This is a genomic window from Arthrobacter sp. DNA4, assembly GCF_024362385.1.
GTDB lineage: Bacteria > Actinomycetota > Actinomycetes > Actinomycetales > Micrococcaceae > Arthrobacter.
Genome location: NZ_CP101466.1, coordinates 1567828 through 1590737 on the forward strand (window position 1 = coordinate 1567828; position 22910 = coordinate 1590737).

General features: G+C 67.9%; 22 protein-coding genes. 17 read left to right on the top strand and 5 right to left on the bottom strand.

The genetic code is table 11. The annotated features are described in order from the left end of the window. Nucleotides 1-10 precede the first annotated feature (10 nt). The 9 genes from NMQ03_RS07255 to NMQ03_RS07295 all read left to right on the top strand — a co-directional run bounded on the left by NMQ03_RS07255 (nt 11) and on the right by NMQ03_RS07295 (nt 9052). A complete protein-coding gene (locus NMQ03_RS07255) occupies nt 11-796 on the top strand; it encodes a MarR family transcriptional regulator (protein ID WP_369693208.1) in 786 nt (261 codons plus the stop codon). Next, on the top strand, nt 793-1398 hold the full coding sequence (locus NMQ03_RS07260; protein WP_255175017.1) for a hypothetical protein: 606 nt from the start codon (nt 793-795) through the stop codon (nt 1396-1398). Before NMQ03_RS07255 ends, NMQ03_RS07260 begins: the two co-directional genes overlap by 4 nt. Nucleotides 1399-1495: 97 nt before the next feature. Continuing rightward, on the top strand, nt 1496-1789 hold the full coding sequence (locus NMQ03_RS07265; RefSeq protein WP_224025578.1) for a YciI family protein: 294 nt from the start codon (nt 1496-1498) through the stop codon (nt 1787-1789). Nucleotides 1790-1823: 34 nt separating this feature from the next. Then, nucleotides 1824-2990 carry a flavodoxin-dependent (E)-4-hydroxy-3-methylbut-2-enyl-diphosphate synthase gene (gene ispG / locus NMQ03_RS07270; RefSeq protein WP_018771945.1) on the top strand — a complete coding sequence of 389 codons (1167 nt, stop codon included), beginning with the start codon at nt 1824-1826 and terminating at the stop codon, nt 2988-2990. Continuing rightward, entirely contained in the window at nt 2953-3843 is an 891-nt protein-coding gene (locus NMQ03_RS07275) for a GNAT family N-acetyltransferase (RefSeq protein ID WP_255175555.1), read from the top strand. Before ispG ends, NMQ03_RS07275 begins: the two co-directional genes overlap by 38 nt. A gap of 39 nt (nt 3844-3882) precedes the next feature. Further along, the gene (locus tag NMQ03_RS07280) at nt 3883-4638 is read left to right on the top strand and encodes a hypothetical protein (RefSeq protein WP_255175018.1); all 756 of its coding nucleotides are present in this window, start codon (nt 3883-3885) and stop codon (nt 4636-4638) included. A 363-nt stretch (nt 4639-5001) separates the two neighbouring features. Then, nucleotides 5002-6813 (top strand): proline--tRNA ligase, encoded by a 1812-nt coding sequence (locus NMQ03_RS07285; RefSeq protein WP_255175019.1) that lies wholly within the window; start codon nt 5002-5004, stop codon nt 6811-6813. Continuing rightward, the gene (locus NMQ03_RS07290) at nt 6810-7604 is read left to right on the top strand and encodes a TSUP family transporter (protein ID WP_255175020.1); all 795 of its coding nucleotides are present in this window, start codon (nt 6810-6812) and stop codon (nt 7602-7604) included. The genes NMQ03_RS07285 and NMQ03_RS07290 overlap by 4 nt, the downstream gene beginning before the upstream one ends. A gap of 56 nt (nt 7605-7660) precedes the next feature. Further along, entirely contained in the window at nt 7661-9052 is a 1392-nt protein-coding gene (locus NMQ03_RS07295) for a pyridoxal-dependent decarboxylase (RefSeq protein WP_255175021.1), read from the top strand. A gap of 42 nt (nt 9053-9094) precedes the next feature. Here NMQ03_RS07295 and NMQ03_RS07300 read toward each other — a convergent pair whose 3' ends face one another. From NMQ03_RS07300 to NMQ03_RS07310, 3 genes are all read right to left on the bottom strand, one after another. After that, a complete protein-coding gene (locus NMQ03_RS07300; RefSeq protein ID WP_255175556.1) occupies nt 9095-10150 on the bottom strand; it encodes an aminoglycoside phosphotransferase family protein in 1056 nt (351 codons plus the stop codon). Beyond that, nucleotides 10143-10910, bottom strand: coding sequence for a VIT family protein (locus NMQ03_RS07305; protein ID WP_255175022.1), 768 nt, complete (start codon nt 10908-10910; stop codon nt 10143-10145). Before NMQ03_RS07305 ends, NMQ03_RS07300 begins: the two co-directional genes overlap by 8 nt. Before the next feature lie 101 nt (nt 10911-11011). Beyond that, nucleotides 11012-12208, bottom strand: a complete 1197-nt coding sequence (locus NMQ03_RS07310; protein WP_255175557.1) for a DUF4439 domain-containing protein — start codon at nt 12206-12208, stop codon at nt 11012-11014. Nucleotides 12209-12315: 107 nt separating this feature from the next. Between NMQ03_RS07310 and rimP the strand changes: the two genes are divergently transcribed. From rimP to rbfA, 5 genes are all read left to right on the top strand, one after another. Continuing rightward, nucleotides 12316-12927 (top strand): ribosome maturation factor RimP, encoded by a 612-nt coding sequence (gene rimP / locus NMQ03_RS07315; protein WP_255175023.1) that lies wholly within the window; start codon nt 12316-12318, stop codon nt 12925-12927. After that, nucleotides 12927-13907: a transcription termination factor NusA gene (gene nusA, locus NMQ03_RS07320; RefSeq protein ID WP_159632360.1), complete on the top strand. Its 981-nt coding sequence runs from the start codon at nt 12927-12929 to the stop codon at nt 13905-13907. The genes rimP and nusA overlap by 1 nt, the downstream gene beginning before the upstream one ends. A gap of 179 nt (nt 13908-14086) precedes the next feature. Further along, nucleotides 14087-14434 (top strand): YlxR family protein, encoded by a 348-nt coding sequence (locus NMQ03_RS07325; protein WP_159635606.1) that lies wholly within the window; start codon nt 14087-14089, stop codon nt 14432-14434. A gap of 152 nt (nt 14435-14586) precedes the next feature. Then, nucleotides 14587-17505: a translation initiation factor IF-2 gene (infB, locus tag NMQ03_RS07330; protein ID WP_255175024.1), complete on the top strand. Its 2919-nt coding sequence runs from the start codon at nt 14587-14589 to the stop codon at nt 17503-17505. A 287-nt stretch (nt 17506-17792) separates the two neighbouring features. Then, nucleotides 17793-18302 carry a 30S ribosome-binding factor RbfA gene (gene rbfA, locus NMQ03_RS07335; protein WP_255175025.1) on the top strand — a complete coding sequence of 170 codons (510 nt, stop codon included), beginning with the start codon at nt 17793-17795 and terminating at the stop codon, nt 18300-18302. Nucleotides 18303-18386: 84 nt separating this feature from the next. Here the strand turns inward: rbfA and NMQ03_RS07340 are convergent, their stop codons facing one another. Continuing rightward, on the bottom strand, nt 18387-19484 hold the full coding sequence (locus NMQ03_RS07340) for a ScyD/ScyE family protein (RefSeq protein WP_255175026.1): 1098 nt from the start codon (nt 19482-19484) through the stop codon (nt 18387-18389). 203 nt (nt 19485-19687) lie between these two features. On the opposite strand from NMQ03_RS07340, the gene NMQ03_RS07345 reads away from it, so the two are divergent. Continuing rightward, nucleotides 19688-20191, top strand: a complete 504-nt coding sequence (locus tag NMQ03_RS07345) for a nucleoside deaminase (protein ID WP_255175027.1) — start codon at nt 19688-19690, stop codon at nt 20189-20191. Between the two features lie 2 nt (nt 20192-20193). Beyond that, the gene (gene trxA / locus NMQ03_RS07350; protein ID WP_255175028.1) at nt 20194-20631 is read left to right on the top strand and encodes a thioredoxin; all 438 of its coding nucleotides are present in this window, start codon (nt 20194-20196) and stop codon (nt 20629-20631) included. An 18-nt stretch (nt 20632-20649) separates the two neighbouring features. On the opposite strand, the gene NMQ03_RS07355 is transcribed toward trxA, so the two are convergent. Next, a complete protein-coding gene (locus NMQ03_RS07355) occupies nt 20650-21807 on the bottom strand; it encodes a pyridoxal phosphate-dependent aminotransferase (RefSeq protein WP_255175029.1) in 1158 nt (385 codons plus the stop codon). Nucleotides 21808-21944: 137 nt separating this feature from the next. Here NMQ03_RS07355 and truB point away from each other — a divergent pair, with 137 nt between their 5' ends. Continuing rightward, nucleotides 21945-22910, top strand: a complete 966-nt coding sequence (gene truB / locus NMQ03_RS07360) for a tRNA pseudouridine(55) synthase TruB (protein ID WP_255175030.1) — start codon at nt 21945-21947, stop codon at nt 22908-22910.

Consider the following 22910-nt stretch of genomic DNA (forward strand, 5'->3'; position numbering starts at 1 on the left):
GATGTTCGTCATGACCATCGATCAGCGCGGAAGCACCGGTGACCAGGACCGTGTACCGGCCCTGCTCGACCAGATTGCCGGCCTTGAGCTGCCCGAGGCGGAACAGCCGGTCTTCGAGCGTTCCGTAGGGGATGAAGTCCAGGGGGTGGTAGGGGACGCCTCCGCCGTGGTGGAGATAGCCCTGCACGCGCTCCGCGGCGGCCACTGGTACGTCGGGATTGGTGTTGGGACCGTAGTCCTGCCACCCCATGCCAGCCCCCGGGAAGGAACTGGAACGGCCTTTGTTGCCGCGCGGAAGGCTGTTGAGCTTGCCAAGGGCGGCTCCCAGGTGCCGTTGTCGGTGGTGCCCGGAATTATGGCAGGGGAAGCGGCCAAGGGGTTCGCTGCAGGGGAGGGGGTGCAGGCCTGTGCCAATGCGGAGGCGGTGCTCAGGCTGCTGGGCCGGCTTGTCCAGGACCGCACGGAAGCCCAGTGGCGGGTGGTGGACGCCCTGCGCCGCCTGGGTGGACGGGGCCAGGGCCAGGGCCGGCACGGAAGCCAGAAGCACGTGGCGCTTGAACTCGGAATTTCGGAGCAGTCGGTGAGCCGTACCGTGCTTCGCTCCGGGTGGCAGGAAGAATGGGCAGCCAGGCCCGCCGCGTCCATGCTTCTTGGTTTTGCCGACTCCCGGGTGGGCCAGGCCGAAGAGGATGTCCCTGCGCAGCAGCCTATGACCGTGCAACAGCAAGTGCCTGCCCAGCAAAAGCCGGCGGCCCGGCTTGACGTTGAAGCGGACCGGATTGAAGGAGACACGTGACCGCACTGTGGGTGGCAGTGGCCTTGGTGGTGGCGGGCTTTGCCGGTTGGCCGGTCACTGCGCTGGTGTTCAAGCTCGCCCGGACCATCGACGACAAGGCAGATGCCGCCAAGGCCGCGGAGGAAGCCCGGGCGGCGGAAGAGGACCCGTCGGCCGACGTCACCGTCGATGACCCTTCCCCCGCATCCCCGGGGCCGCGCGGAGGCACCGTGCCGGTGGCGGGCGCAGACCCGGTTCCTGGCGCAGGCCCGGCTCATGACGCGGCCGGCGGCGCAGGCAACCAGGCAGTGGACAGCGAGCTGACCGCCCCTCCCGGCCGGCCGGCGTCGAACGCCGCCGCAGCGGGACCGGCCGCACCCAGCCAGCGCATCCTGCGCGGCGGGGCCATCATCGGCGTGCTGGAGCGGCTGGGGGTGTGCCTGGCAATCCTCACAGGCCAGCCCGTGGCCATCGCCTACATCGTTGCCATCAAGGGCCTGGGCAGGTTTGCCGAGCTGAAGGAGACGCCGGTTGCCGCTGAGCGTTTCATCATCGGGACCCTTACTTCCATGCTCTGGGCCGCCGGTACCGCTGCCGCGGTCAAAGTCCTCTTCCTGCACTGACCGCAGCCCCCTGTGCGACGTCCGCTCGGCCCCGGCACATCCTCCGGTACTGGGGATTGGGACAGTACCAGGGCGGCCATGGCGATAGGGTAGCGGTATGACAGTTTTTGCCGTTGAGTACGTTTATGCCGCCAACTCCACCGAAACCCGCAATGAGGTCCGCCCCGCGCACCGGGAATGGACAGGCGGCCTGGCACAGGACAGCGTCATCGTGGCCAGCGGCCCCTACGGCGACGGCGCGGGTGCCCTGCTGATCTTCAAGGCGTCGGATGAAGGCGCCCTCAACTCGATCCTCAAGCAGGACCCTTTCGCTGAAGCCGGTGTGATCGCCGGAACCCGCATCACGGAATGGTCTCCGGTAACCGGCATGCTGGCCGGGATTGCCGCGTAGCCGCTTTTTTACCCTTTCAACTCAAGGAGTCCACGTGACCTCGGTCAGCCTGGGAATGCCGTCAGCACCACCGCCCGTCCTTGCCCCCCGCCGCAAGACGCGCCAGATCAAAGTCGGCTCGGTAGGCGTAGGATCTGATTTCCCCATCAGCGTGCAGTCCATGACCACCACGCCCACCACGGATATCAACGCCACCCTGCAGCAAATCGCCGAGCTCACCGCGTCCGGCTGCGACATCGTCCGCGTGGCCTGCCCGTCCGCCGACGATGCCGAGGCGCTGCCCATCATCGCCCGGAAATCGCAGATCCCGGTCATCGCGGACATCCACTTCCAGCCCAAGTACGTCTTCGCAGCCATCGAGGCAGGCTGCGCGGCAGTGCGCGTGAACCCCGGAAACATCCGCAAGTTCGATGACCAGGTCAAGGAGATCGCCGCCGCCGCCAAGGACCACGGCACCTCCATCCGCATCGGGGTCAACGCGGGCTCCCTGGAGCCGGGCATCCTCAAGAAGTACGGCAAGGCCACCCCGGAAGCGCTGGTTGAATCAGCGGTCTGGGAAGCCTCGCTCTTCGAAGAACACGGCTTCCACGACTTCAAGATCTCCGTGAAGCACAACGACCCCGTGATCATGGTGGCCGCCTACGAGATGCTCGCGGAAAAAGGCGACTGGCCCCTGCACCTGGGCGTCACCGAAGCCGGCCCCGCCTTCCAGGGCACCATCAAGTCCGCCACGGCCTTCGGGGCGCTCCTCTCCCGCGGCATCGGCGACACCATCCGCGTGTCCCTCTCCGCGCCGCCGGTGGAGGAGATCAAGGTGGGCAACCAGATCCTCCAGTCGCTGAACCTGCGTCCGCGCAAGCTTGAAATCGTGTCCTGCCCTTCCTGCGGCCGTGCCCAGGTTGACGTGTACACTCTGGCAGAACAGGTCACGGCCGGGCTGGAAGGGATGGAGATCCCGCTGCGCGTGGCAGTCATGGGATGCGTCGTCAACGGCCCCGGTGAGGCCCGCGAAGCTGATCTTGGTGTTGCCTCCGGCAACGGCAAGGGCCAGATCTTCGTGAAGGGCGAGGTCATCAAGACTGTTCCCGAGAGCGCAATTGTTGAGACACTGATCGAAGAGGCTATGCGTATCGCGGAAGAGATGGGGGAGGCCGATGGCGAAGATGCTGTCAAAGGTAGCCCCGTGGTTAGCGTCTCGTAAGGACGCGGCAGACCCCGCGGGGCTTTCCGTCCGTACCCTCGACGGCCAGGACACCCCCGCGCTGAAATCGCTCGCCGGGCAGGACCCGGTGACCAACGTGTTCATCCTGGCGCACCTTCGTGCCACGGGGACGGCGGCCCCCACCAGCGGCGGTGCCGGGGTCATCGGCGTTTTCGACGACGGCATCCTTGCAGGTGCGTGCTGGGCCGGAGCCAACCTGGTTCCGGTCCAGCTCGATCCCGCCCTGGCCCCCCTGGTGGCCGAGGCCGCCAACAGCTCAGGGCGCCGGTATGCGTCTGCCTTCGGTCCGGCAGACGCGGTGCTGGCGCTCCATGCCGAACTGGCGGAGCTCGGCCACCGTGCCCACGAGGTCCGGGCCGACCAGCCACTGATGGTCATCGAGGGGCCGCCCCTGGTGCAGCCCGATCCCGGTCTGGCCCTGGGGAACCTGGCCGACTTCGACCGCATCCTTCCGGCCTGCGCCGCCATGTTCGAGGAGGAGGTGGGCTACTCGCCCTACCTTGGCGGCAGGGAGTTTTACAGCCGCCGCGTCGAGGGCCTCATCAGGCAGGGTCATTCCATGGTCCACCTCAATGACGCGGGGGAGGTGGTGTTCAAAGCCGAGCTGGGGGCGGTGACGGACGATGTCACCCAGGTCCAGGGGGTCTGGATGAACCCGGTCTTCCGCGGCCAAGGGTTAAGTGCCGGCTACATGTCGGCAGTCGTGGAAAAGGCCCAGCAGATAGCACCGGTGACCAGCCTCTACGTCAATGGATTCAACACCAGGGCAAGATCCACGTATGAACGCGTCGGCTTCCGCCAGGTGGGCACCTTCGCTACAGTCCTCTTCTAGCCGGCGGTCGCCGGTTCCAAGCAGAATATTGGGGGAAAAGTGAAGACATCGGTGCTGGGAACTTTCGGGGCTTCAGTCCTCTTGGCCGCAGCAGTTTCTGCGTGTGGGGGACCCGGGCCGCAGGCCGCAGAGTCCTCTCCGGCACCGTCCGCGGGCTCCGGCACCACGGCCGCCGCCCCCACGGCAACTCCAACGCCAAGCCCGACGGCGAAGGCATACACGGCTGAAGAACTGGCCGCCATTGTGAGCCAGGTGCGGGACGCGGCCGACCGGAGGCTCTCCGTCCTGCCCAGTGCCGATATCAACACCACGCTGGAGCAGACGAAGGCGGTGCTCGCTTCCATCGACGTCAAGCCGGAGGAGTGCAAGGCGCTGGCTGCGGCAAGCGCCGTGCCTTCAGTCGACGGAGCGGCCATGGCCGTGGGCATGAGCAATGATGCGTCCACAGGCGCTGTCACCGCCCTGTCACTGGTTGCCGGCCTGGACCAAAGTTTCCTCAACAAGGTTGCCGACCCATCGGAGCAGCTGGCGAAGTGCTCCTCAATGACCATGACTGCCTCCGGCATGGACATCTCGGTCACCATCACGCCGGTGGACGCCGGCACGCAGCCCGGTGCGGTCGCCTACCGCACCGACAGTGCCCTGCCGGACGGCCGCACCCAGTCCACCATCACGGCGCAACTGGTCCACCAGGGCGTGGTGCTCACCTCGGTAGCGTCCGGCGGCGCAAGCGAGGCCGACGCCGTCCAGCGGGCGGGTGCGCTCCTTGACTCCGCGGCCGCCCTGGTGAAGTAACAACCGGCAACGGAATCAGCAACCGGCGGCAAACGGATTCCCAAAATAAAAACACTTGTCAAACGTGTGCACGATCACATAAGTTCGATCTAGCTGCGCTGGAAGTGGGGTGGGCGGTCTCACCAGTCCTCACCAGTACTCAGGCGATAACGGCGTTGAGCCACGCCCGGATGCGATGACCAGCCCTATTGGGGGGCCAGGGGCTTTGTATTCCCGGGCGTGGCTCTACTGTGTCCCGGGGGTGGTCCCAGGCGCTGCCGCCACCGCCAGTCAGTCCCGCCGGTTGAGTGCCGGTAGATTAGTACCCAGACGAATTTGTCCGGCCCTGCTGACCCAGCACTTCCCCAGAAACGGATACCACCCGTGGTCCTACGACTGTCCCAGCTATTCCTGCGCACGCTGCGCGAAGACCCCGTCGACGCCGAAGTCGCCAGCCACAAGCTCCTGGTCCGCGCCGGCTACATCCGCCGCGCCGCCCCCGGCATCTACACCTGGCTGCCGCTGGGGCTGAGCGTCCTGCGCAAGGTCGAGGAAATCATCCGCGAGGAAATGACGGCCATCGGCGCCCAGGAAGTCCACTTCCCGGCCCTGCTGCCCCGGGAACCGTATGAGGCCACCAACCGCTGGACCGAATACGGCGAGGGCCTGTTCCGGCTGCAGGACCGCAAGGGCGCCGACTACCTGCTGGCCCCAACGCACGAGGAAATGTTCACCCTCCTGGTCAAGGACCTGTACTCGTCCTACAAGGACCTGCCGCTGAGCCTGTACCAGATCCAGAACAAGTACCGCGACGAGGCCCGTCCCCGGGCAGGGCTCCTCCGCGGCCGTGAGTTCATCATGAAGGATTCCTACTCCTTCGACGTCGACGACGCCGGACTGGATGCCAGCTACGCAGCGCACCGCGCCGCCTACCTGAAGATCTTCGACCGCCTCGGACTCGAGGTTGTGCCGGTAGCGGCGACTGCCGGCGCCATGGGCGGATCCAAGAGCGAGGAATTCCTGTTCCCCACCGAGATCGGCGAGGACACCTTCGTCCGCTCCGCAGGCGGCTACGCGGCCAACGTGGAGGCTGTCACCACGGTGGTCCCCGAGCCGATCGACTTCACCAATGCCCCGGCCGCGCAAGTCCTGGACACCCCGGACACGCCCACCATCGAGACCCTGGTTGCCGCGTCCAACCAGATTGCCCCGCGGGCAGAGGCCGACGGCGGCGCCTGGACTGCCGCTGACACGCTCAAGAACGTGGTCCTCGCCGTCACGCTGCCCACCGGTGAGCGTCAGCTGGTGGTCATCGGTGTTCCCGGCGACCGCGCGGTGGACCTCAAGCGCGTCGAAGCAAACATCGGCGCCTTCCTGCCCATGGCGGGTGAGATCGGACTCGAGCAGGCCGGCGAGGAGGACCTGAAGAAGCAGCCGCTGATCGTCAAGGGCTACCTGGGCCCGGGCCTTTCCCTGGAGCAGGCCCTCCTTGGCGCCGAGAGCGCCACAAAGCTCCTCTACCTGGTGGACCCGCGCGTGGTCAGCGGCACCGCCTGGATCACCGGTGCCAACGAGGCCGGCAAGCACGTCTTCGGTTTGGTCGCGGGCCGCGACTTTACCTGGGACGGCGTGATCGAGTGCACCGAAGTCCGCGCCGGCGATCCTTCGCCGGACGGCTCCGGCCCCCTGGAGACCGCCCGCGGCATCGAAATGGGCCACATCTTCCAGCTGGGCCGCAAGTACGCCGAAGCCCTGGACCTCAAGGTGCTGGACCAGAACGGCAAGCAGGTAGTGGTCACCATGGGTTCCTACGGCGTCGGCGTCACCCGTGCCGTGGCCGCGCTGGCTGAGGCCAACCATGACGACCGTGGGCTGGTCTGGCCCCGCACCGTGGCACCCGCCGACGTGCATGTGGTGGCCGTGGGCCGCGGCGAGGAGATCTTCCAGGCAGCGGAGAAACTCTCGGCAGATCTCGAAGCAGCAGGCCTGTCGGTCATCTACGACGACCGTCCCAAAGTCTCGCCCGGAGTGAAGTTCGGCGACGCGGAGCTGGTGGGCGTTCCCACCATCCTCGCCGTGGGCCGCGGGCTGGTGGACGGCGTGGTGGAGATCAAGGACCGCCGCAGCGGTGAAGCCGAGAACATCGAGGTGGACAAGGCCGTCGACTACGTGGTCAACGCCGTCCGCAACCAGTGATCTCCGGCTTCGAGTCGATCCAGCTCACCACCATCATCCTGATCGTGGTGGCTGGATTCGCAGCCGGCTGGGTTGACGCGGTGGTGGGCGGCGGAGGCCTTATCCAGCTTCCCGCACTGCTGCTGGTTCCCGGCATTGCGCCCGTCCAGGCGCTGGCCACCAACAAGATGGGCTCCATCTTCGGGACCGCCACCAGCGCCGCCACCTACTACCGGAGAGTGGGGCCGGACCTTCGGACGGCGGTCCCCATGGCCGTCATAGCCCTCGCGGGCAGCTTCGGCGGAGCGAGCCTGGCGGCCACCCTGCTGGCCGGGGTCTTCAAGCCCATCATCGTGGTGGCGCTGGTCGCCGTCGCGCTTTTCACCGCCCTCAAGCCCAGCGTCGGCGAGCTGACGGCACTGCGGCACGAAGGCCACCGGCACTATGTGGTCGCCTGCCTCATCGGTGCGGTGATTGGGTTCTATGACGGGCTCATCGGCCCCGGGACGGGGTCTTTCCTGGTCATCGCCCTGGTGTCCGCCATGGGGTATGCATTCCTGGAAGCGAGCGCCAAGGCCAAGATCGTGAACATGGCCACCAACGCCGGGGCGCTGCTGTTCTTCCTGCCGCACGGCTCCATCCTGTGGGGCATCGGCCTGCTGCTCGGAGCAGCCAACATGGCCGGAGGCTACCTGGGCGCCCGGACCGCGGTGCAGCAGGGCAGCAAGTTTGTCCGGGTGGTCTTCCTGGTGGTTGTCGGGGCCTTGATCGTCAAGCTCGGTTACGACGTCTGGCAGGAAAACTTCGCCTGATCCCGTCCCGGAAACTGGTCCTCGTGACGCGGGCCTGCCCGGCGTAGCATGCAGGTATGGCACACGGCGACGACGGGTATGCCGCGGCGTTGGCGGCCGCAGCAGGGCATTCGCAGGCCTGGCTGGCCAGCCTCCGGAACCGCCCTGTAGGACCCCGCCTGCATGCCTCTGATCTTGCCTGCGTGTTTGGCGGGCCGCTGCCCGCAGCGGGCATGCCCGCTGCTGAGGTGATCGATTTCCTGGCCACGCAGGCCGAGCCCGGGCTGATGGCCATGCCCTCCGGCCGGTTCTTCGGCTGGGTCATCGGCGGCACGCTGCCCGCTGCCCTGGCCTCCGACTGGCTGGTCAGTGCCTGGGACCAGAACGCCGGTCTCCGCTACGCGACTCCGGCGACGGCAGCCATCGAGGAAGCCGCCGGTCAGTGGGTGCTGGAGCTACTGGGGCTGCCGCAGGGGGCCGACGTCGGCTTCGTCACCGGCGCCACCATGGCGAACTTCACCGGAATGGCCGCTGCCCGGTGGCGGTTGCTCGCGGACGCCGGCTGGGACCTGGACCGGGACGGCCTCTCCGGTGCACCCCGGATCCGCTGCTTCGTGGGACGGGAACGGCACGACACCGTGGACCTTGGCCTGCGCTACCTGGGCCTTGGTAAGCCAAGGGAGGTCGACGCCGACGGCCAGGGCCGCCTTGTCCCTGCAGCGCTCGATGTGGCCCTTGCTGATGGCGCCGGACCCGCTTTGGTGTGCCTCCAGGCCGGCAACCTGCACTCGGGTGCCTTTGACCCCTTTGCCGAGGCCATCGCCGTCGCACGCAAACACGGCGCGTGGGTCCACGTCGATGGTGCCTTCGGCCTGTGGGCTGCCGCTGTGCCGGAACTGCGGCATCTCACCCGGGGGTTTGAAGAGGCGGATTCGTGGGGCACGGACGCCCACAAGACCCTGAACGTGCCCTACGACTGCGGAATCGCCATCGTCCGGGACCCGTCGGCACTGCGGGCTGCGATGGGCCTGCATGCGAGCTACCTGGTGCATGACGCCGAAGGCCCGGGCGACCCTTTCGAAAAGGTCCCCGAGCTGTCCCGGCGCGCACGGGGAGTTCCGGTCTGGGCGGCCCTGAAAAGCCTCGGCCGCGACGGGGTGGCCGCGCAGGTGGGCGGCCTGGCCGCGGCAGCAACGGCCATCGCGGAGGGGGTGGCGGCCCTGGACGGGGTGGAGGTACTCAATGACGTCGGCTACACCCAGGTGTGCCTGGCATTCGGGGATGACGAGACCACCCGCGCAGTCACCGCCCGCATCATCGAGGAGGGAAAGGTGTGGATGTCCGGTTCGCACTGGCGGGACCGTGACATCCTCCGGGTTTCGGTGAGCAACTGGCACACGGCGGGGGAGGATGTGGCCACGGCAGTGGACGCTGTAAGGTCAGCCCTGGCCGCGGTGCGGAACTCCTGACCATCCAGCGCCGGTGCGCGCCTTCCGGCAGCAGGGCGGACCCTATCCGCCCTGTCCAGGTTCCGGCAGCGAATGGGGATGCGGCAGGTCCTCCAAAGTGTTTCCGGCGAGGGTGCTGGCTACCCAAAGCGACCGCGCCAGGTCGCCCCGGTGCCCCTTCCCGGCGTACCACAGCGCGTTTTCCACCTCCCTGGCGATGCCCCATTCCCGCGCCGCGGCAGGGTCCAGGCCGGCGGCGGTGCTGAAGTCGTGGCAGCGGCTGAGGAGCGCTGGACCGGGCCGGGCGGCGGGCAGGTCTCCCAGGCGGTTCCAGAGCAGCGGCGCAACCGCGAACTCCGGCTCGCCGATCATGGGCTGGGGGTCGATCGCCGCATAGCCGGCCGGGGTTGCCCCCGCTGTTCCCGGCCGGGCCAGGATGTTCAGGAAATGCAGGTCCGTGTGGACCAGGAGATCCCGGGCGGACCGGCGTCCCACCGCGCCGCGGGTCTGGCACACCTCCAGCGCCGCTTCCAACAGCCACCGCGGAAACGGCCGTCCCAGCTGTTCCCAGTCCGCGGGCAGGTCATCGCTCCATTGTTCGGCCCGGGCAGCTATGTGGGTGAACTCCTGCCATTCCGGGCGGTGGTCCGGGACGAGTCCCAGCTGGCGCACCAATCCGCCCCACACCTGCGCTGCCTCCTCCAGCGGCAGGTCCGCCAGCGACCGGCCGGCGTCGAGGCGTTCCAGGAGCATGGCACAGGATCCACTGTCCGAGGCCATCAGCAGAACGGCGCCGCGGCCGCCCCAGAGGGCCAGCGCATGCCGCTCCACCGTCGCCTCATCATGGGGAAAAGCGATTTTGAGGGCTGCCGGCGAGCCGTCATCCTGCCGTACCGGGACGACCAGGCCACCGTGGCCGCTCCAGGGAAAGCAGCCCGGGGCCAGGTCAACCTCCAGGTGCCACTGCTCCAGGCGGTCCGCCAGCAGGCCCGGAAGACTGTCCAGCCAGGCCCGTCCCGCACTGCTGCGGGCATAGCGGGAAGCGAGGTCCGGGGGAACGGGAACGGGAGATGGCAAGCGGTCCGGTGACAAGGCGCCGGGCACCACGGGATCAGACAACACCGGAGGCCCCGAGCAGGTTGCCGATCACGAACGTTGCCGCGAGTGCCAGGGCCCCGCCCACCACCACGCGGACAGCGGCCCTGGTTTTCGAGCTGCCGCCAATCCAGGCACCGAGTGCACCTGTCAGCGCCAGGGCCACCAGCACCGATACGAACGTCAGCGGGACCCGGATCCCCGGCGGTGGCAGCAGGATGGCCAGCATGGGCAGGATGGCGCCAATGGTGAAGGCAATGGCTGAGGCGAAAGCCGCGTGCCAGGGGCTGACGATGTCCGCTTCGTCGATGTTGAGCTCGGCGGACAGGTGCGCTGCCAGGACATCGTGGGCCGTAAGCTCGCCGGCGACCTTGGCCGCAGTTTCCGGGGTGAGGCCCTTGGCCTGGTAGATGGCGGTCAGCTCGGCCAGTTCCGCTTCCGGATCTTCCGCCAGCTCGCGGCGCTCCTTCTCGATCAGGGCCCGCTGGCTGTCGCTTTGGCTGCTGACGGAAACATATTCGCCCAGCGCCATGGACACCGCACCGCCCACCACCCCGGCTACGCCCGCCGTGAGGATGGGGCCCAGCTCGGCGGTGGCCCCGGCCACGCCCACGACGATGGCGGCAACGGAGACGATGCCGTCGTTGGCGCCCAGGACACCGGCGCGCAGCCAGTTCAGCCGGTGCGCCGTGTCGTCGCCGTGCGGTTCCGTCTCCAGGTGGCGGTTCAGATCCGGGCCGTCTGCATTGGTCCCCGGGGCATCGGCCGGTTCGTCCGCGTTCATCCCTTCAGCAAACCACCCCCGCCAGCCCAATGCCACCCTCCACAAGGCCTTCCTTCGAGAGCGGATCCAGGGTGGGAAAGGCGGCCCCTTCGCCACGGGGTTCAGGATGCAGCGGGCGACGGCGCCAGTCCGGTCCCGGTGGGACGGCCGGCCCCGGCGGGAAGGGCAGGCAGTTGCCCGATGTCCAGGGTCAGGCCCGGCACAGGCCCGGGGTCTGCTCCCCAGCGCAAGGCACGGCTTGCGGCGGAGCGAAGGGCTGCCAGGGCCCATATCCGGTCCTGGCCCTGCGAGACGGCCACAGCGTCGCCATACGAGGACAGCGTTGCCGCTTCAAGTTTGCCCAACCCGGCCGCCGGGGCAGCCAGGAAGCCCGGATCGAGGACGTATCCGGGCTGTTGCGGCACGGGGCCGCCGCAGGCCGCCCGGAGACGTTCCGCCGCGGCCGAAGCCAGCTCCTTGTGCGCGCCCAGGAATTCCGACGCCGGACCGGCCTCCGCGGGAGCGAGGCGGGGGAGCGCCGCCTGGTAGCCGTAGACGGCCTGCTGCTCGGCGGAAACGGCAGCGGCCAGGGCCTGGCGCGTGCCTGGGGGAGTGGCGGGCGCCGCGCTGTCCTTCGCGGACGGGGCTGAGGCGGACGGGCCTGAAGCGGCCGGGGACGATGTGGCCGGGACCGAAGGCGAGGGGCACGGAGAAGCGGCTGCTGGTGTCCCCGGCGCCTCGGCGTCCGGTCCTGGGGTTCCCTGCGGCGCGGGGACCCCGGTGGCAGCGGCAAGACGCCCGGCCGCGATGAGCTGCGCGGTGCCGACGCCCGCGAGGAGCCGTGCCATCCCGCCGTCGGCCGTTTCAGCGTCCCTGAGCCGGGTGGCCCCGCTGGTGGCCAGGGCCTGGACCAGCTCCGCGGCGTTTCGAGGACCGGCGGTGGAAGCTGCTGACGGGCCTGCCTGCGGCGAAGCCTGGGGGGACCCGGCCGCGGGCCCGGTGGCGGAACCGGTCATGGAGGCCGCGCCCGGGGACATCAACGCCCTGGCCTGGATGGTCAGCAAGGTCACAACAGGGTCCACAGCGGTGGAATCCGCGGCGCCGGCGGAAGCGAGCTCCATTCCGGCGGCCCGCAGATCGAGGGCCGCACTGAGCGCTGCCGCCCGGGCCCGCTCGGAAAACGGAGGCTCGGCAGGGGCGGGTTTTTCCGCGGGAATCAGGGCGAAACCGAGGCTCAGGACAACCAGGGCAGCAAGGGCAAAGACGGCAAATCGGAACGGGCGCATGCGGGGGCCGGTGTCCTGGCGGCGGGCTTTCACAACAGACAATGGTGTCACGCTGAGGGGGCACCCCGGTGCACCACTGGACCGGTAAAATAGCTACGCTAGTAAACACCACATCATCTATAGGGAGGGCGGTAAGCATCGTGAGCAATGCAGAAGCCACGGCTTCACCAGACCATACCGGTACGGGAAGCGGATCCGCGCCGGCCCACAATCCTGAAGCTGCCAGGCTCAGGGCCCTCCTGGAACCCGCAGTCCAGGCCAACCGACTGTACCTTGAGGATGTTGCCATCATCCCCGGCTCCCACCGGGTGGTCCACGTTGTGGTGGACCTGCCGCAGGAGGAGACCGGCGGGGTCAGCCTTGACGTCATCGCCGACATCTCCCGGGTGCTCTCTGACGTGCTGGACAACGACCCAAACGACGACGGTAAGCCCTACGACCTCGAGGTGTCCTCACCCGGCGTCGGGCGTCCCCTGACCGAACCCCGGCACTGGCACCGCGCCCGCGGCCGGATGGTCAAGGTCAACGTCGTCCAGGGCGAAAACGTCACCGGCCGCATCCACGCCGTGGACGGCGGGGGAGTGACGCTTATCCCCGAGGTGCCCGTCAAGAAGGGCATGAAGCCACGGCAGGGTGACCCAGTAAAACTTCCTTTCGACAGGATCCGTAACGGAAAAGTCGAGATCGAATTCAGCCACCTCCCGGAGGACGGTCTGGAACCTGAACACAATGGACCTTCTGAGGAGGCCTGATGGATATTGACATGAGCGCACTGAGACTTTTGGAGCGTGAGCGTGAAATCCCGCTGGACCTCCTGATCCCCACCATCGAGCAGGCGCTCCTGGTGGCCTACCACAAGTCACCCGGCGCCTTCGAAAAAGCACGCGCCGAACTGGACCGCAAGAGCGGCCACGTGACCATTTGGGCTGTCGAGATTGACGACGACGGCGCTCCCATCGGCGAATTCGAGCACACCCCGGAGGGGTTCGGCCGCATCGCCGCCAGCACCGCCCGGCAGATCATCCTGCAGCGCCTCCGCGACGTTGAGGACGACAATGTCCTGGGCGAATTCAAGGGCCGCGAAGGCGAGCTGGTGTCCGGCACCATCCAGCAGGGCAACAACCCGCACATGATCCAGGTCAACCTCGGTTCGATCGAGGCTCTCCTGCCGCCGCCCGAGCAGGTTCCCGGTGAAAAGTACATCCACGGCAACCGGCTGCGCGCCCTGGTCATCGATGTGCACCGCGGCACCAAGGGCCCGTCCGTCACGCTGTCCCGGTCGCACCCGGGCCTGGTCCGGAAGCTCTTCGAACTCGAAGTACCCGAGATCGCCGACCACTCCGTGGAAATCGTGGCGCTGGCCCGCGAGGCCGGGCACCGCACCAAGATCGCCGTCAAGGCGAACACCCCGGGAATCAACGCCAAGGGTGCCTGCATCGGTGAAATGGGCTCCCGCGTCCGCGCCGTCATGACCGAGTTGAACGACGAAAAGATCGACATCGTCGACTTCAGCGAGAACCCGGCCACGTTCATTGCCAGCGCCCTTTCGCCGTCGCGCGTGAATTCGGTCACCATCACGGACGAAGCCACGCGCTCCGCCCGGGTGGTAGTCCCCGACTACCAGCTGTCCCTGGCCATCGGCAAGGAAGGCCAGAACGCCCGCCTGGCGGCCAAGCTGACCGGGTGGCGCATCGACATCGTCTCCGACGCCGCGGGCAACCGCGATAAGTGAGGTCCGGGCAGGGTGGCTGATGCACCGCACCAGCCACCCGGTTTCGGGCAGAACGGCCCTGAGGGGCTAGAATAGATAAGACCGCGCCTAACGGCCGGTAGCCGTGTGCCTTGGGCGTGCTCGTTTCCGTGACTGCGGAAACGGTAAAACCTGCGGCCAGCAGAAGGAACGTCAGGACGATGACCGTGGCAGAAATGCTTTCCACCGGGAATCAGCCCCAACGTACCTGCATCGGCTGCCGGAAGAAGGGGCCGCGGTCGCAGTTGCTCCGGCTCGTCGCCGAAGGCAGCGGGTCAACCGCTGTCCTGGTGGATGAACGACGCCGGATGGCTGGCCGGGGTGCATGGCTGCACCCCAGCGCATCGTGCCTGGCTCTGGCGATCAAGCGGCGAGCATTCGGACGTGCCCTCCAGGGCGCAACCGGGACCGCCGCCGTCGAACACCGGATCACGTCAGGCCCGAACGTTGACGCCGCCCCGGTGGCTGCAACACCAACCGTCCAACCTGAAAGCGGGTCAGAAATCTGATGGAAACCCGATGAGTTCCCAGCGATGAGTGCGTAACGATGACAACTTTGTTGCGCTCTGCAATGGGCCCCTTCGCATCAACAGCGGCTGGGGTCCGCAGTAAGAAGTAGACGGTTCGTGCCTGGCTCGGTGCGGACCGAGACAGGAGAAATGTGGCCAAGGTCCGCGTACATGAGCTCGCCAAAGAGCTCGGTATAACTTCCAAAGATGCAGTGACAAAACTGCAGGAACTGGGCGAATTCGTTCGCTCCGCCTCGTCAACCATCGAGGCCCCCGTTGTGCGTAAACTGCGCAACGCCTTCCCCGACGCTGCCGCAAAGTCGGCAGCACCGGCCGCAGCGCCCGCCGCTGCCCCCAAGGCACCCGCTCCCGCAGCAGGTACCCGTCCTTCAGCCCCGGCTCCCGGCCCGGCTGCGCCCAAGGCTCCGGCCCCCAAGGCTGAGGCCCCGGCTCCGGCCGCCCCCGCCGAGCCCGCTGCCAAGGAAGCTGCACCGGCAGCGCCGGCTCCCGCCGCGCCTGCCGCTCCCGCAGCACCGTCTGCGGGTGCTCCTTCCACGGGTGCCAAGCCCGGTGCACGCCCGGCCCCCAAGGCCGAGACCCCGGCTCCCTCCGCCCGTCCGGGTGGAACAACACCGGGCGCCTCCGGTCCCCGTCCCGGCGGACCCCGTCCGGGCAACAACCCCTTCGCCACTTCCCAGGGCATGCCCCGGGGCCGCGGCGGAGACAGTGAGCGCGCCCCCCGCCCCGGCAACAACCCGTTCGCCACCTCGCAGGGCATGCCCCGTCCCGGCGGCAGCCGCACCGACGGCGACCGTCCCGGTGGGCCGCGCCCCGCAGCAGGTGCAGGCGGACCGCGTCCCGGTGGGCCGCGTCCCGCAGCCGGTGCCGGTGGGCCCCGCCCCGCCGCAGGTGCAGGCGGACCCCGTCCGGGTGCACCGCGTCCCGGTGGTCCCCGTCCCACGCCCGGCATGATGCCCAACCGCACTGAGCGTCCCGCACCCGCGGGTGCAGGCCGTCCCGGCGGCGGCCGCGGTCCCGGACGCCCCGGTGGCGCTCCCGGCACCGGTGGTCCCGGTGGTGGCGGCGGTGCTCCCGCCGGCGGCGGTTTCGGCAAGGGCGGCCGCGGTCGCGGCGGCACCCAGGGTGCATTCGGCAAGGGCGGCGCAGGCCGTGGCAAGCAGCGCAAGTCCAAGCGCGCAAAGCGCCAGGAACTTGAGCAGATGAGTGCCCCGTCGCTGGGTGGCGTGAGCGTACCCCGCGGCGACGGCAACACCGTCATCCGGCTTCGCCGTGGCTCGTCCATCACGGACTTCGCCGACAAGATCGAGGCAAACCCCGCCGCACTGGTCACCGTGCTGTTCCACCTCGGTGAAATGGCCACGGCCACCCAGTCGCTGGACGAAGAGACCTTCGCCCTGCTTGGCGAGGAACTGGGCTACAAGCTCCAGGTTGTCTCGCCGGAGGACGAGGAGCGCGAGCTGCTCTCCGGCTTCGACATCGACTTCGACGCTGAGCTCGAAGCCGAAGGCGACGACGACCTTGAGGCACGTCCTCCAGTAGTCACCGTCATGGGCCACGTCGACCACGGTAAGACCCGGCTGCTCGATGCCATCCGCAAGTCCGACGTCATGGCCGTCGAACACGGCGGCATTACCCAGCACATCGGTGCCTACCAGGTCACTCACAACCATGAGGGTAATGACCGCAAGATCACCTTCATCGATACACCGGGCCACGAGGCGTTCACCGCCATGCGTGCCCGTGGTGCCAAGGTCACCGACATCGCCATCCTGGTGGTCGCAGCCGATGACGGCGTCATGCCCCAGACCGTTGAGGCCCTCAACCACGCCCAGGCGGCCAACGTGCCGATCGTCGTGGCCGTGAACAAGATCGACAAGGAAGGCGCCAACCCGGACAAGGTCCGCGGCCAGCTGACCGAGTACGGCCTGGTTCCCGAGGAATACGGTGGCGACACCATGTTCGTGGAGGTCTCTGCCCGCCAGAACCTCAACATCGACGAGCTGCTCGAGGCTGTCCTGCTCACCGCGGACGCTGCCCTGGACATGCGCGCCAACCCGAACAAGGACGCCCGCGGCATCGCGATCGAAGCCAACCTGGACAAGGGCCGCGGTGCTGTTGCCACCGTCCTGGTCCAGTCCGGCACCCTGCGCGTCGGCGACACCATCGTGGCAGGCACGGCCCACGGCCGCGTCCGTGCGATGTTCGACGACGACGGCAGCGCCCTGACCGAGGCCGGCCCGTCCCGCCCCGTCCAGGTGCTGGGTCTGTCCAACGTGCCGCGCGCCGGCGACACCTTCTTCGTGACCGCTGACGAGCGCACCGCCCGCCAGATCGCCGAGAAGCGTGAAGCAGCCGACCGCAACGCCGCCCTGGCCAAGCGCCGCAAGCGCATCAGCCTGGAAGACTTCGACCAGGCCGTCGCCGAAGGCAAGATCGACACCCTCAACCTCATCCTCAAGGGTGACGTGTCCGGTGCCGTGGAAGCCCTCGAAGACGCGCTGCTCAAGATCGACGTCGGCGAAGGCGTGCAGCTGCGCGTCATCCACCGCGGTGTGGGTGCCATCACCCAGAACGACGTCAACCTGGCAACGGTCGACTCCGCCGTCATCATCGGCTTCAACGTCAAGCCCGCCGAGCGGGTTGCCGAACTGGCAGACCGCGAAGGCGTGGACATGCGCTTCTACTCCGTCATCTACGCAGCAATCGATGACATCGAGATGGCGCTCAAGGGCATGCTCAAGCCGGAATACGAAGAAGTCCAGCTCGGCACCGCCGAGGTCCGCGAAGTCTTCCGCTCCTCCAAGTTCGGAAACATCGCCGGCTCGATCGTCCGCTCGGGCATCATCCGCCGCAACGCCAAGGCACGCGTCAGCCGCGACGGCAAGATCATCGGTGACAACCTCACCGTTGAGTCGCTCAAGCGCTTCAAGGACGACGCCACCGAGGTCCGCACGGACTTCGAATGTGGTATCGGTCTGGGGTCGTACAACGACGTCACCGAAGGCGACATCATCGAGACCTTCGAGATGCGCGAGAAGCCGCGCGTCTAAGCTGGTCCGCCTTCGGGCAGTCAGCAGTGCCAGGTGCGGGGCCGTTGGATTTTTCCGGCGGCCCCGCCCCTTCGCTGGGCGGCAAAGGATCTTGCGATCCTTTGCCGCCCAGCTCCGGCAGGCCCGATGCCACTCCCAGGCCGCCGGAAAAATCCAACGGAGGTCCGTCGTCCACTCGCCTCAGCGCGTGGCAACCGCCTCAAGTGCGTGGCAGATAACTGAAACGTGCCCTGGCAGCCTTCGCCGCCGTCGTACGTCCCAAATTTTTCTTCTTATAGGAGTTGTTCATGGCTGATCCGGCACGTGCTGCCAAGTTGGCGCAGCGGATTAAGGTTGTTGTTGCTGAGGCTCTGGGCCGGAAGGTCAAGGATCCTCGGCTGGAGGGCATTACTGTTACTGATGCCCGCGTGACCAATGATCTGCAGCACGCCACTGTTTACTACACCGTCTTTGGTGACCAGGCCGTCCAGGCTGATGCCGCCAAGGGGCTTGAGAAGGCCAAGGGTGTGCTCCGCCAGGAGGTGGGCCGGAACATCACCGTACGCCTGACCCCCACCCTTGAGTTCGTGGCCGACCAGATTCCGGTCAACGCCTCCAACCTGGAGGAACTGCTGCGGGAGGCCCGCAAGCGTGACGCCGAGGTTGCCGCCCTTGCCGCCAACGCCCGGCACGCAGGCGACGCCGACCCGTACAAGACCGATGCGTCCGGTGACGTGGAAATCGACGAGGACGACTTCGACGAAGAGGACCTGGACCTCACCGACGACGAGGACCTTGACGAGGACGGCCACAAGTAAAGACGCACACCAGGGCCCGGGAACGCATCCCGGGCCCTGATGCATTTAATCCCCGCCGTGCCCTGCCGGCGCGGGAGGCTGCCGCTACCGGAGGTCGGCCTTGATGACCTTGCCCGCAGGCGGCTGCGACGGGTCACCCAGGGCGTCGATGGTGGCGTAGAGCGTATGGCCGCTGATGTCGACATCTGCCGGCATGTTCACCGCCAGGAATTGGGAGCGGTCCCCGTCACAGGTGAACTTCAGGATCTCGCCGCCGAACAGCGATGCCACATAGACATCACCGTTGCCTGCAACGGCCAGGCCTGTGGGGCTGAGGATGTCCTCTGCCCAGAGGTCGGTGTCGCCGTTCCACGGATTGATCCTGAAGATGGCACCGCGGGCCCCGAGTTCAGGTCCTTCCGGGCCGCCCGGCAGGGACGTCACATACAGCATCCCGTCAGGTCCGATCCCCACATCCGTGGGAACCGGTTCGAAGGCATACTCATGGCCCACCACGCACGCGGGCACCTCCACCGTGTTTCCCATCATGTCCGTGGGAATCCGCAGACCCGCCGGAACCACGGCCGGGCGCGGCGGCAGCACGGCGACGGTGTCGATATCACCGGTTTTCAGGTTCACCTTGAGCACGGCGTTCATGCCTGCATCCGCAACGTAGGCAGTGTTGTCGCGGACCGCGAGCGCATACGGATGGGAATCCACGATGCCCTTGTAGCTGGGAGGCGGGAACTCCGGCCACGCCGCGAGGCACTGGGCGCTGACGTCGTCGCCGAATCCGTAGTGCTGGTCACCGTCGGGGTTATGGCTCCGCTCGTAATCGGCAAAATCGGCGATGGTCTCAACATCACCCCGGGCATCGATGGACTTCAGGTACCCGTGCAGCCCTGCGGGGTCACCCTGGCCGTCGCCCACGCTTTCAAGGAAGTACGTCGTGCTGCCGCGGGTGTCGGCCCCGGCCACCTCCCAACCTTGGGGTGTGTCCGTGGAAAGGTCTTCCGTGGACCCGTCACGGTCGATCCGGGTGAGCTTCCCGGCGAAATCCTGGGACACCAGGACCGATTTCCCGGGTCCGGCAGTGACATGCAGCGGCGAGACGAAGCCTCCTGCAAGCACATCGTAATCCGGCGTTTTGGCGGAAGCGGCGGCGGGGCCTGCGGACGCGATGGCAGCGGCCGAGGCCGCCATACAGGCTAAGAGTGCGAGTCTTTTGTTCATTGGGTACTCCGGGGTGCGGGCCCTTGCGGGCTGGATATGGAGCCTCCGCGGAGGCAAAATGGATCCCCCGGGCGCAAGCGTAGGCCCCTACCGGCTGGTAGCGGTTGGGGGCAGCTCCCCTTTTTGGCCCCCTTTCCATCCCCCTGCGGGGCGCCCGTGGCTAGGATCGTGCTATGACCTCCGCGGACCACGGCAACAGCCCCTCTACTGACCCTGAGTTGAGCCAATACCTTGGGCAGGCCGTGGACCTCGCCACGCGGAACGTCGGCGAGGGCGGCGGTCCCTTCGGAGCGGTGGTGGTAACCCCCGACGGGCGCGTCCACGCAGGGGTCAACCGGGTGACCCGCGACAACGACCCCACCGCCCACGCCGAGGTGGTGGCCATCCGGGCCGCGGCGGCGGCCACGGTGAATTTCGACCTCACCGGCTCAGTTCTCTACGCAAGCTGCGAGCCGTGCCCCATGTGCCTGGCGTCCGCCCTCTGGGCCAGGATCGGCCACGTCTACTTCGCCGCCGACCGGCACGGGGCAGCCGCCGCCGGCTTTGACGACGCACTTTTCTACGACTACTTCAACGGTGCCGCGCCGGAGCTGATGCCGGTGACCAGGGGTGACATCCCGACGTCGGAGGTCCCCTTCCAGACGTGGCGCGCCTTTGACAGCAGGAAGGAATACTAGCCATGGAACCCACACTCCTCAGCTGCCCCAGCTGCGGGAAGACCAACAGGGTGCCCGCACAGGCTGCCGGCCACCCCCGCTGCGGCAACTGCAAGGCAGACCTGCCGTGGATCGTGTCCGCGGGTGATGGTGACTTCGCTGCCGTGGCGGAGCAGTCCTCAGTTCCCGTGCTGGTGGATTTTTGGGCGGCGTGGTGCGGACCCTGCCGCATGGTCAGCCCCGTCCTGGACAAGCTGGCCCGGGAACGGCCGGGGAAGATCAAGCTGGTGAAAGTGGACGTGGACAAGTCGCCCGGCCTGTCGCGGAGGTTCGACGTGCAGGCCATCCCCACCCTGATGGTGCTCGTGGACGGCAAGGTCGCCGCCCGCCAGGCAGGCGCCGCGCCGGCGGAGGCGCTGCGGTCCTGGCTGGACAAATCACTGGGCGGCGCCCGCAGCTGATACTGCCTGGGCCGGGTTTTACCGGCCGGCGGCAGGAAGCCGGGACAGTCCTTCCAACAGATCCTGCTTCCGGCCGCACAGCGCGATCCGGACCCACCCCTCGCCGATGGACCCAAAGGCAGTCCCGGGAGCCAGCGCTACCCCGGAGTCGGCCAGGAACCGCCGGACCCAGGACCGCACATCGCCGCCGGTTACGTGGGACATGTCCGCCCACAGGTAGAACGCACCCTGTGCCGGCAGGTAGCGGATGCCCTTCGCCGCCAGGACCGCGGACGCCGCATCCCGGTTGTCCCGGTAGTGCTGGTGCGCGTGGCGCACGTAATCCTGCGGCCCGGTGAGGGCTGCGAGCGCCGCGTACTGCGGGGCGGACGCCACGCAGGAGACGATCGATTCCATGACGTTGTCCATCTTCTGTTCAAGCCCCGGCGGGCAGACGAGCGCGCCGATCCGCAGCCCCGTCAGGCCGTAGGTCTTGGACAGCGTCAACGAGGTGAATACCCGCGCATCCTCCGCCGTGCCGCCGTCGAACCTTGCCGGGCTGACGTGCGGGACATCGTAGGTGAATGCCTCGTAGCACTCGTCCGAGATGACCCAGATGTCGTGCCTGCGGGCCAGCTCCACCAGCTCACGGACCAGGTCCTCACTGAGCACGGCGCCCAGCGGGTTGGACGGGGAATTGAGCACCAGGACCCGGGTGCGGCTGGTGATGAGGGCTTCCACGTCGGCGACCCGGGGCTGGAAGCCGTGGTCCGGGTGCAGGGGATAGCCGACGGGAACGGCGTTCAGCAGCCGGCTGGTCATGGCGAAGGTGGGGTAGCCCGGGTTCGGGATCAGGATCTCGTCGCCGGGGGAGAGCAGCAGGCTCATGGCGAAGTGCAGGCCCTGCTGGGCGCCCGACACCACGTACACCCGCCCCGCACCGACGTCCACGCCCTGTTCCTCCCGGAACCTGGCGGCGAACGCTTCGCGCAGGGCCGGGATCCCGGCATTGGGCGTGTAGTTGGTTTCATCGCGGTCCAGGCAGGCGATGCCGGCGTCCAGGACGTGGCGGGGGAGGGGGAAGCCCGGCTCCCCGATGCTGAGCACCACGGCGCCGGGAGTGCGCCAGGCGGCCTCGGTAATCTCACGGATCTGGTTGACGGGCACGTCGCGGATATGGGCGGCAAGCTCAGGCATGCCAGCCATCCTAGCCGTCCCCTGCCCTGCCTCCGCCCCGACCGGTGACGCGGCCGCCGTGCTGGGCCGCCGCCGTCGTACGCTCCCTGCCGGTACCCTGCACATGCGCCCCAACCCGCGCCCATATACTGGGAGGCGTGCTTTCTGGACTGGTGATAGTGGACAAGCCGCAGGGATGGACCAGCCATGATGTGGTTGGCCGGATGCGGCGCCTCGCAGGGACCCGGAAAGTGGGGCACGCAGGAACCCTTGACCCCATGGCCACCGGTGTTCTGGTGCTTGGCATCAACAAAGCCACCCGCCTGCTGACCTACATTGTGGGCACCTCGAAGACCTATACCGCCACCATCCGCCTGGGCCAGTCCACGGTGACCGACGACGCGGAGGGCGAGGTCACGGCCACCACCAGCGCGGACGGCGTCACCGACCAGCAGATTCACGACGGCGTTGCGGCCCTCACGGGGGACATCCAGCAGGTGCCCAGCAGCGTCAGCGCAATCAAGGTCAACGGCGAACGCGCCTACGCCCGCGTGCGGTCCGGCGAGGACGTCAAGCTCGCCGCACGCCCCGTGACCATCCACCGGTTCGACGTGCATGGCATCCGCAGGGACGCGGCAGCAGGTGTGGTGGACCTGGATGTGACGGTGGAATGCTCCTCCGGAACCTATATCCGCGCCCTCGCCCGGGACCTGGGCGACGCCCTCGGCGTCGGCGGCCACCTGACAGCGCTCCGCCGGACCCAGGTGGGCCCCTACTCACTGGACCAGGCGCGCACCCTCGAACAGCTCGCCGATGAGCTCAATGTCCTGGACATGTCCCTCGCCGCCAGGGCGCTGATGCCCAACCGCGAACTCACCGCCGAAGAAACCGCCGAGATCTCCTTCGGCCGGCGGATCGCGGCCGGTGCTGCAGCCGGTACGCCCGGTGCCGCCACGGCGGAGCGCCCTGCCGCGGCCTTCGCTCCGGACGGCAGCCTGGTGGCCCTTCTTGCCGACGCGGGCAGCTACGCCAAACCGGTCCTCGTCTTCGCCCCCGGCACCGGGCCTGGCGCCGGGACTGGACCTGGTGACGGGGCGGCAGCAACCTCCGCGGCGGAGGCATAG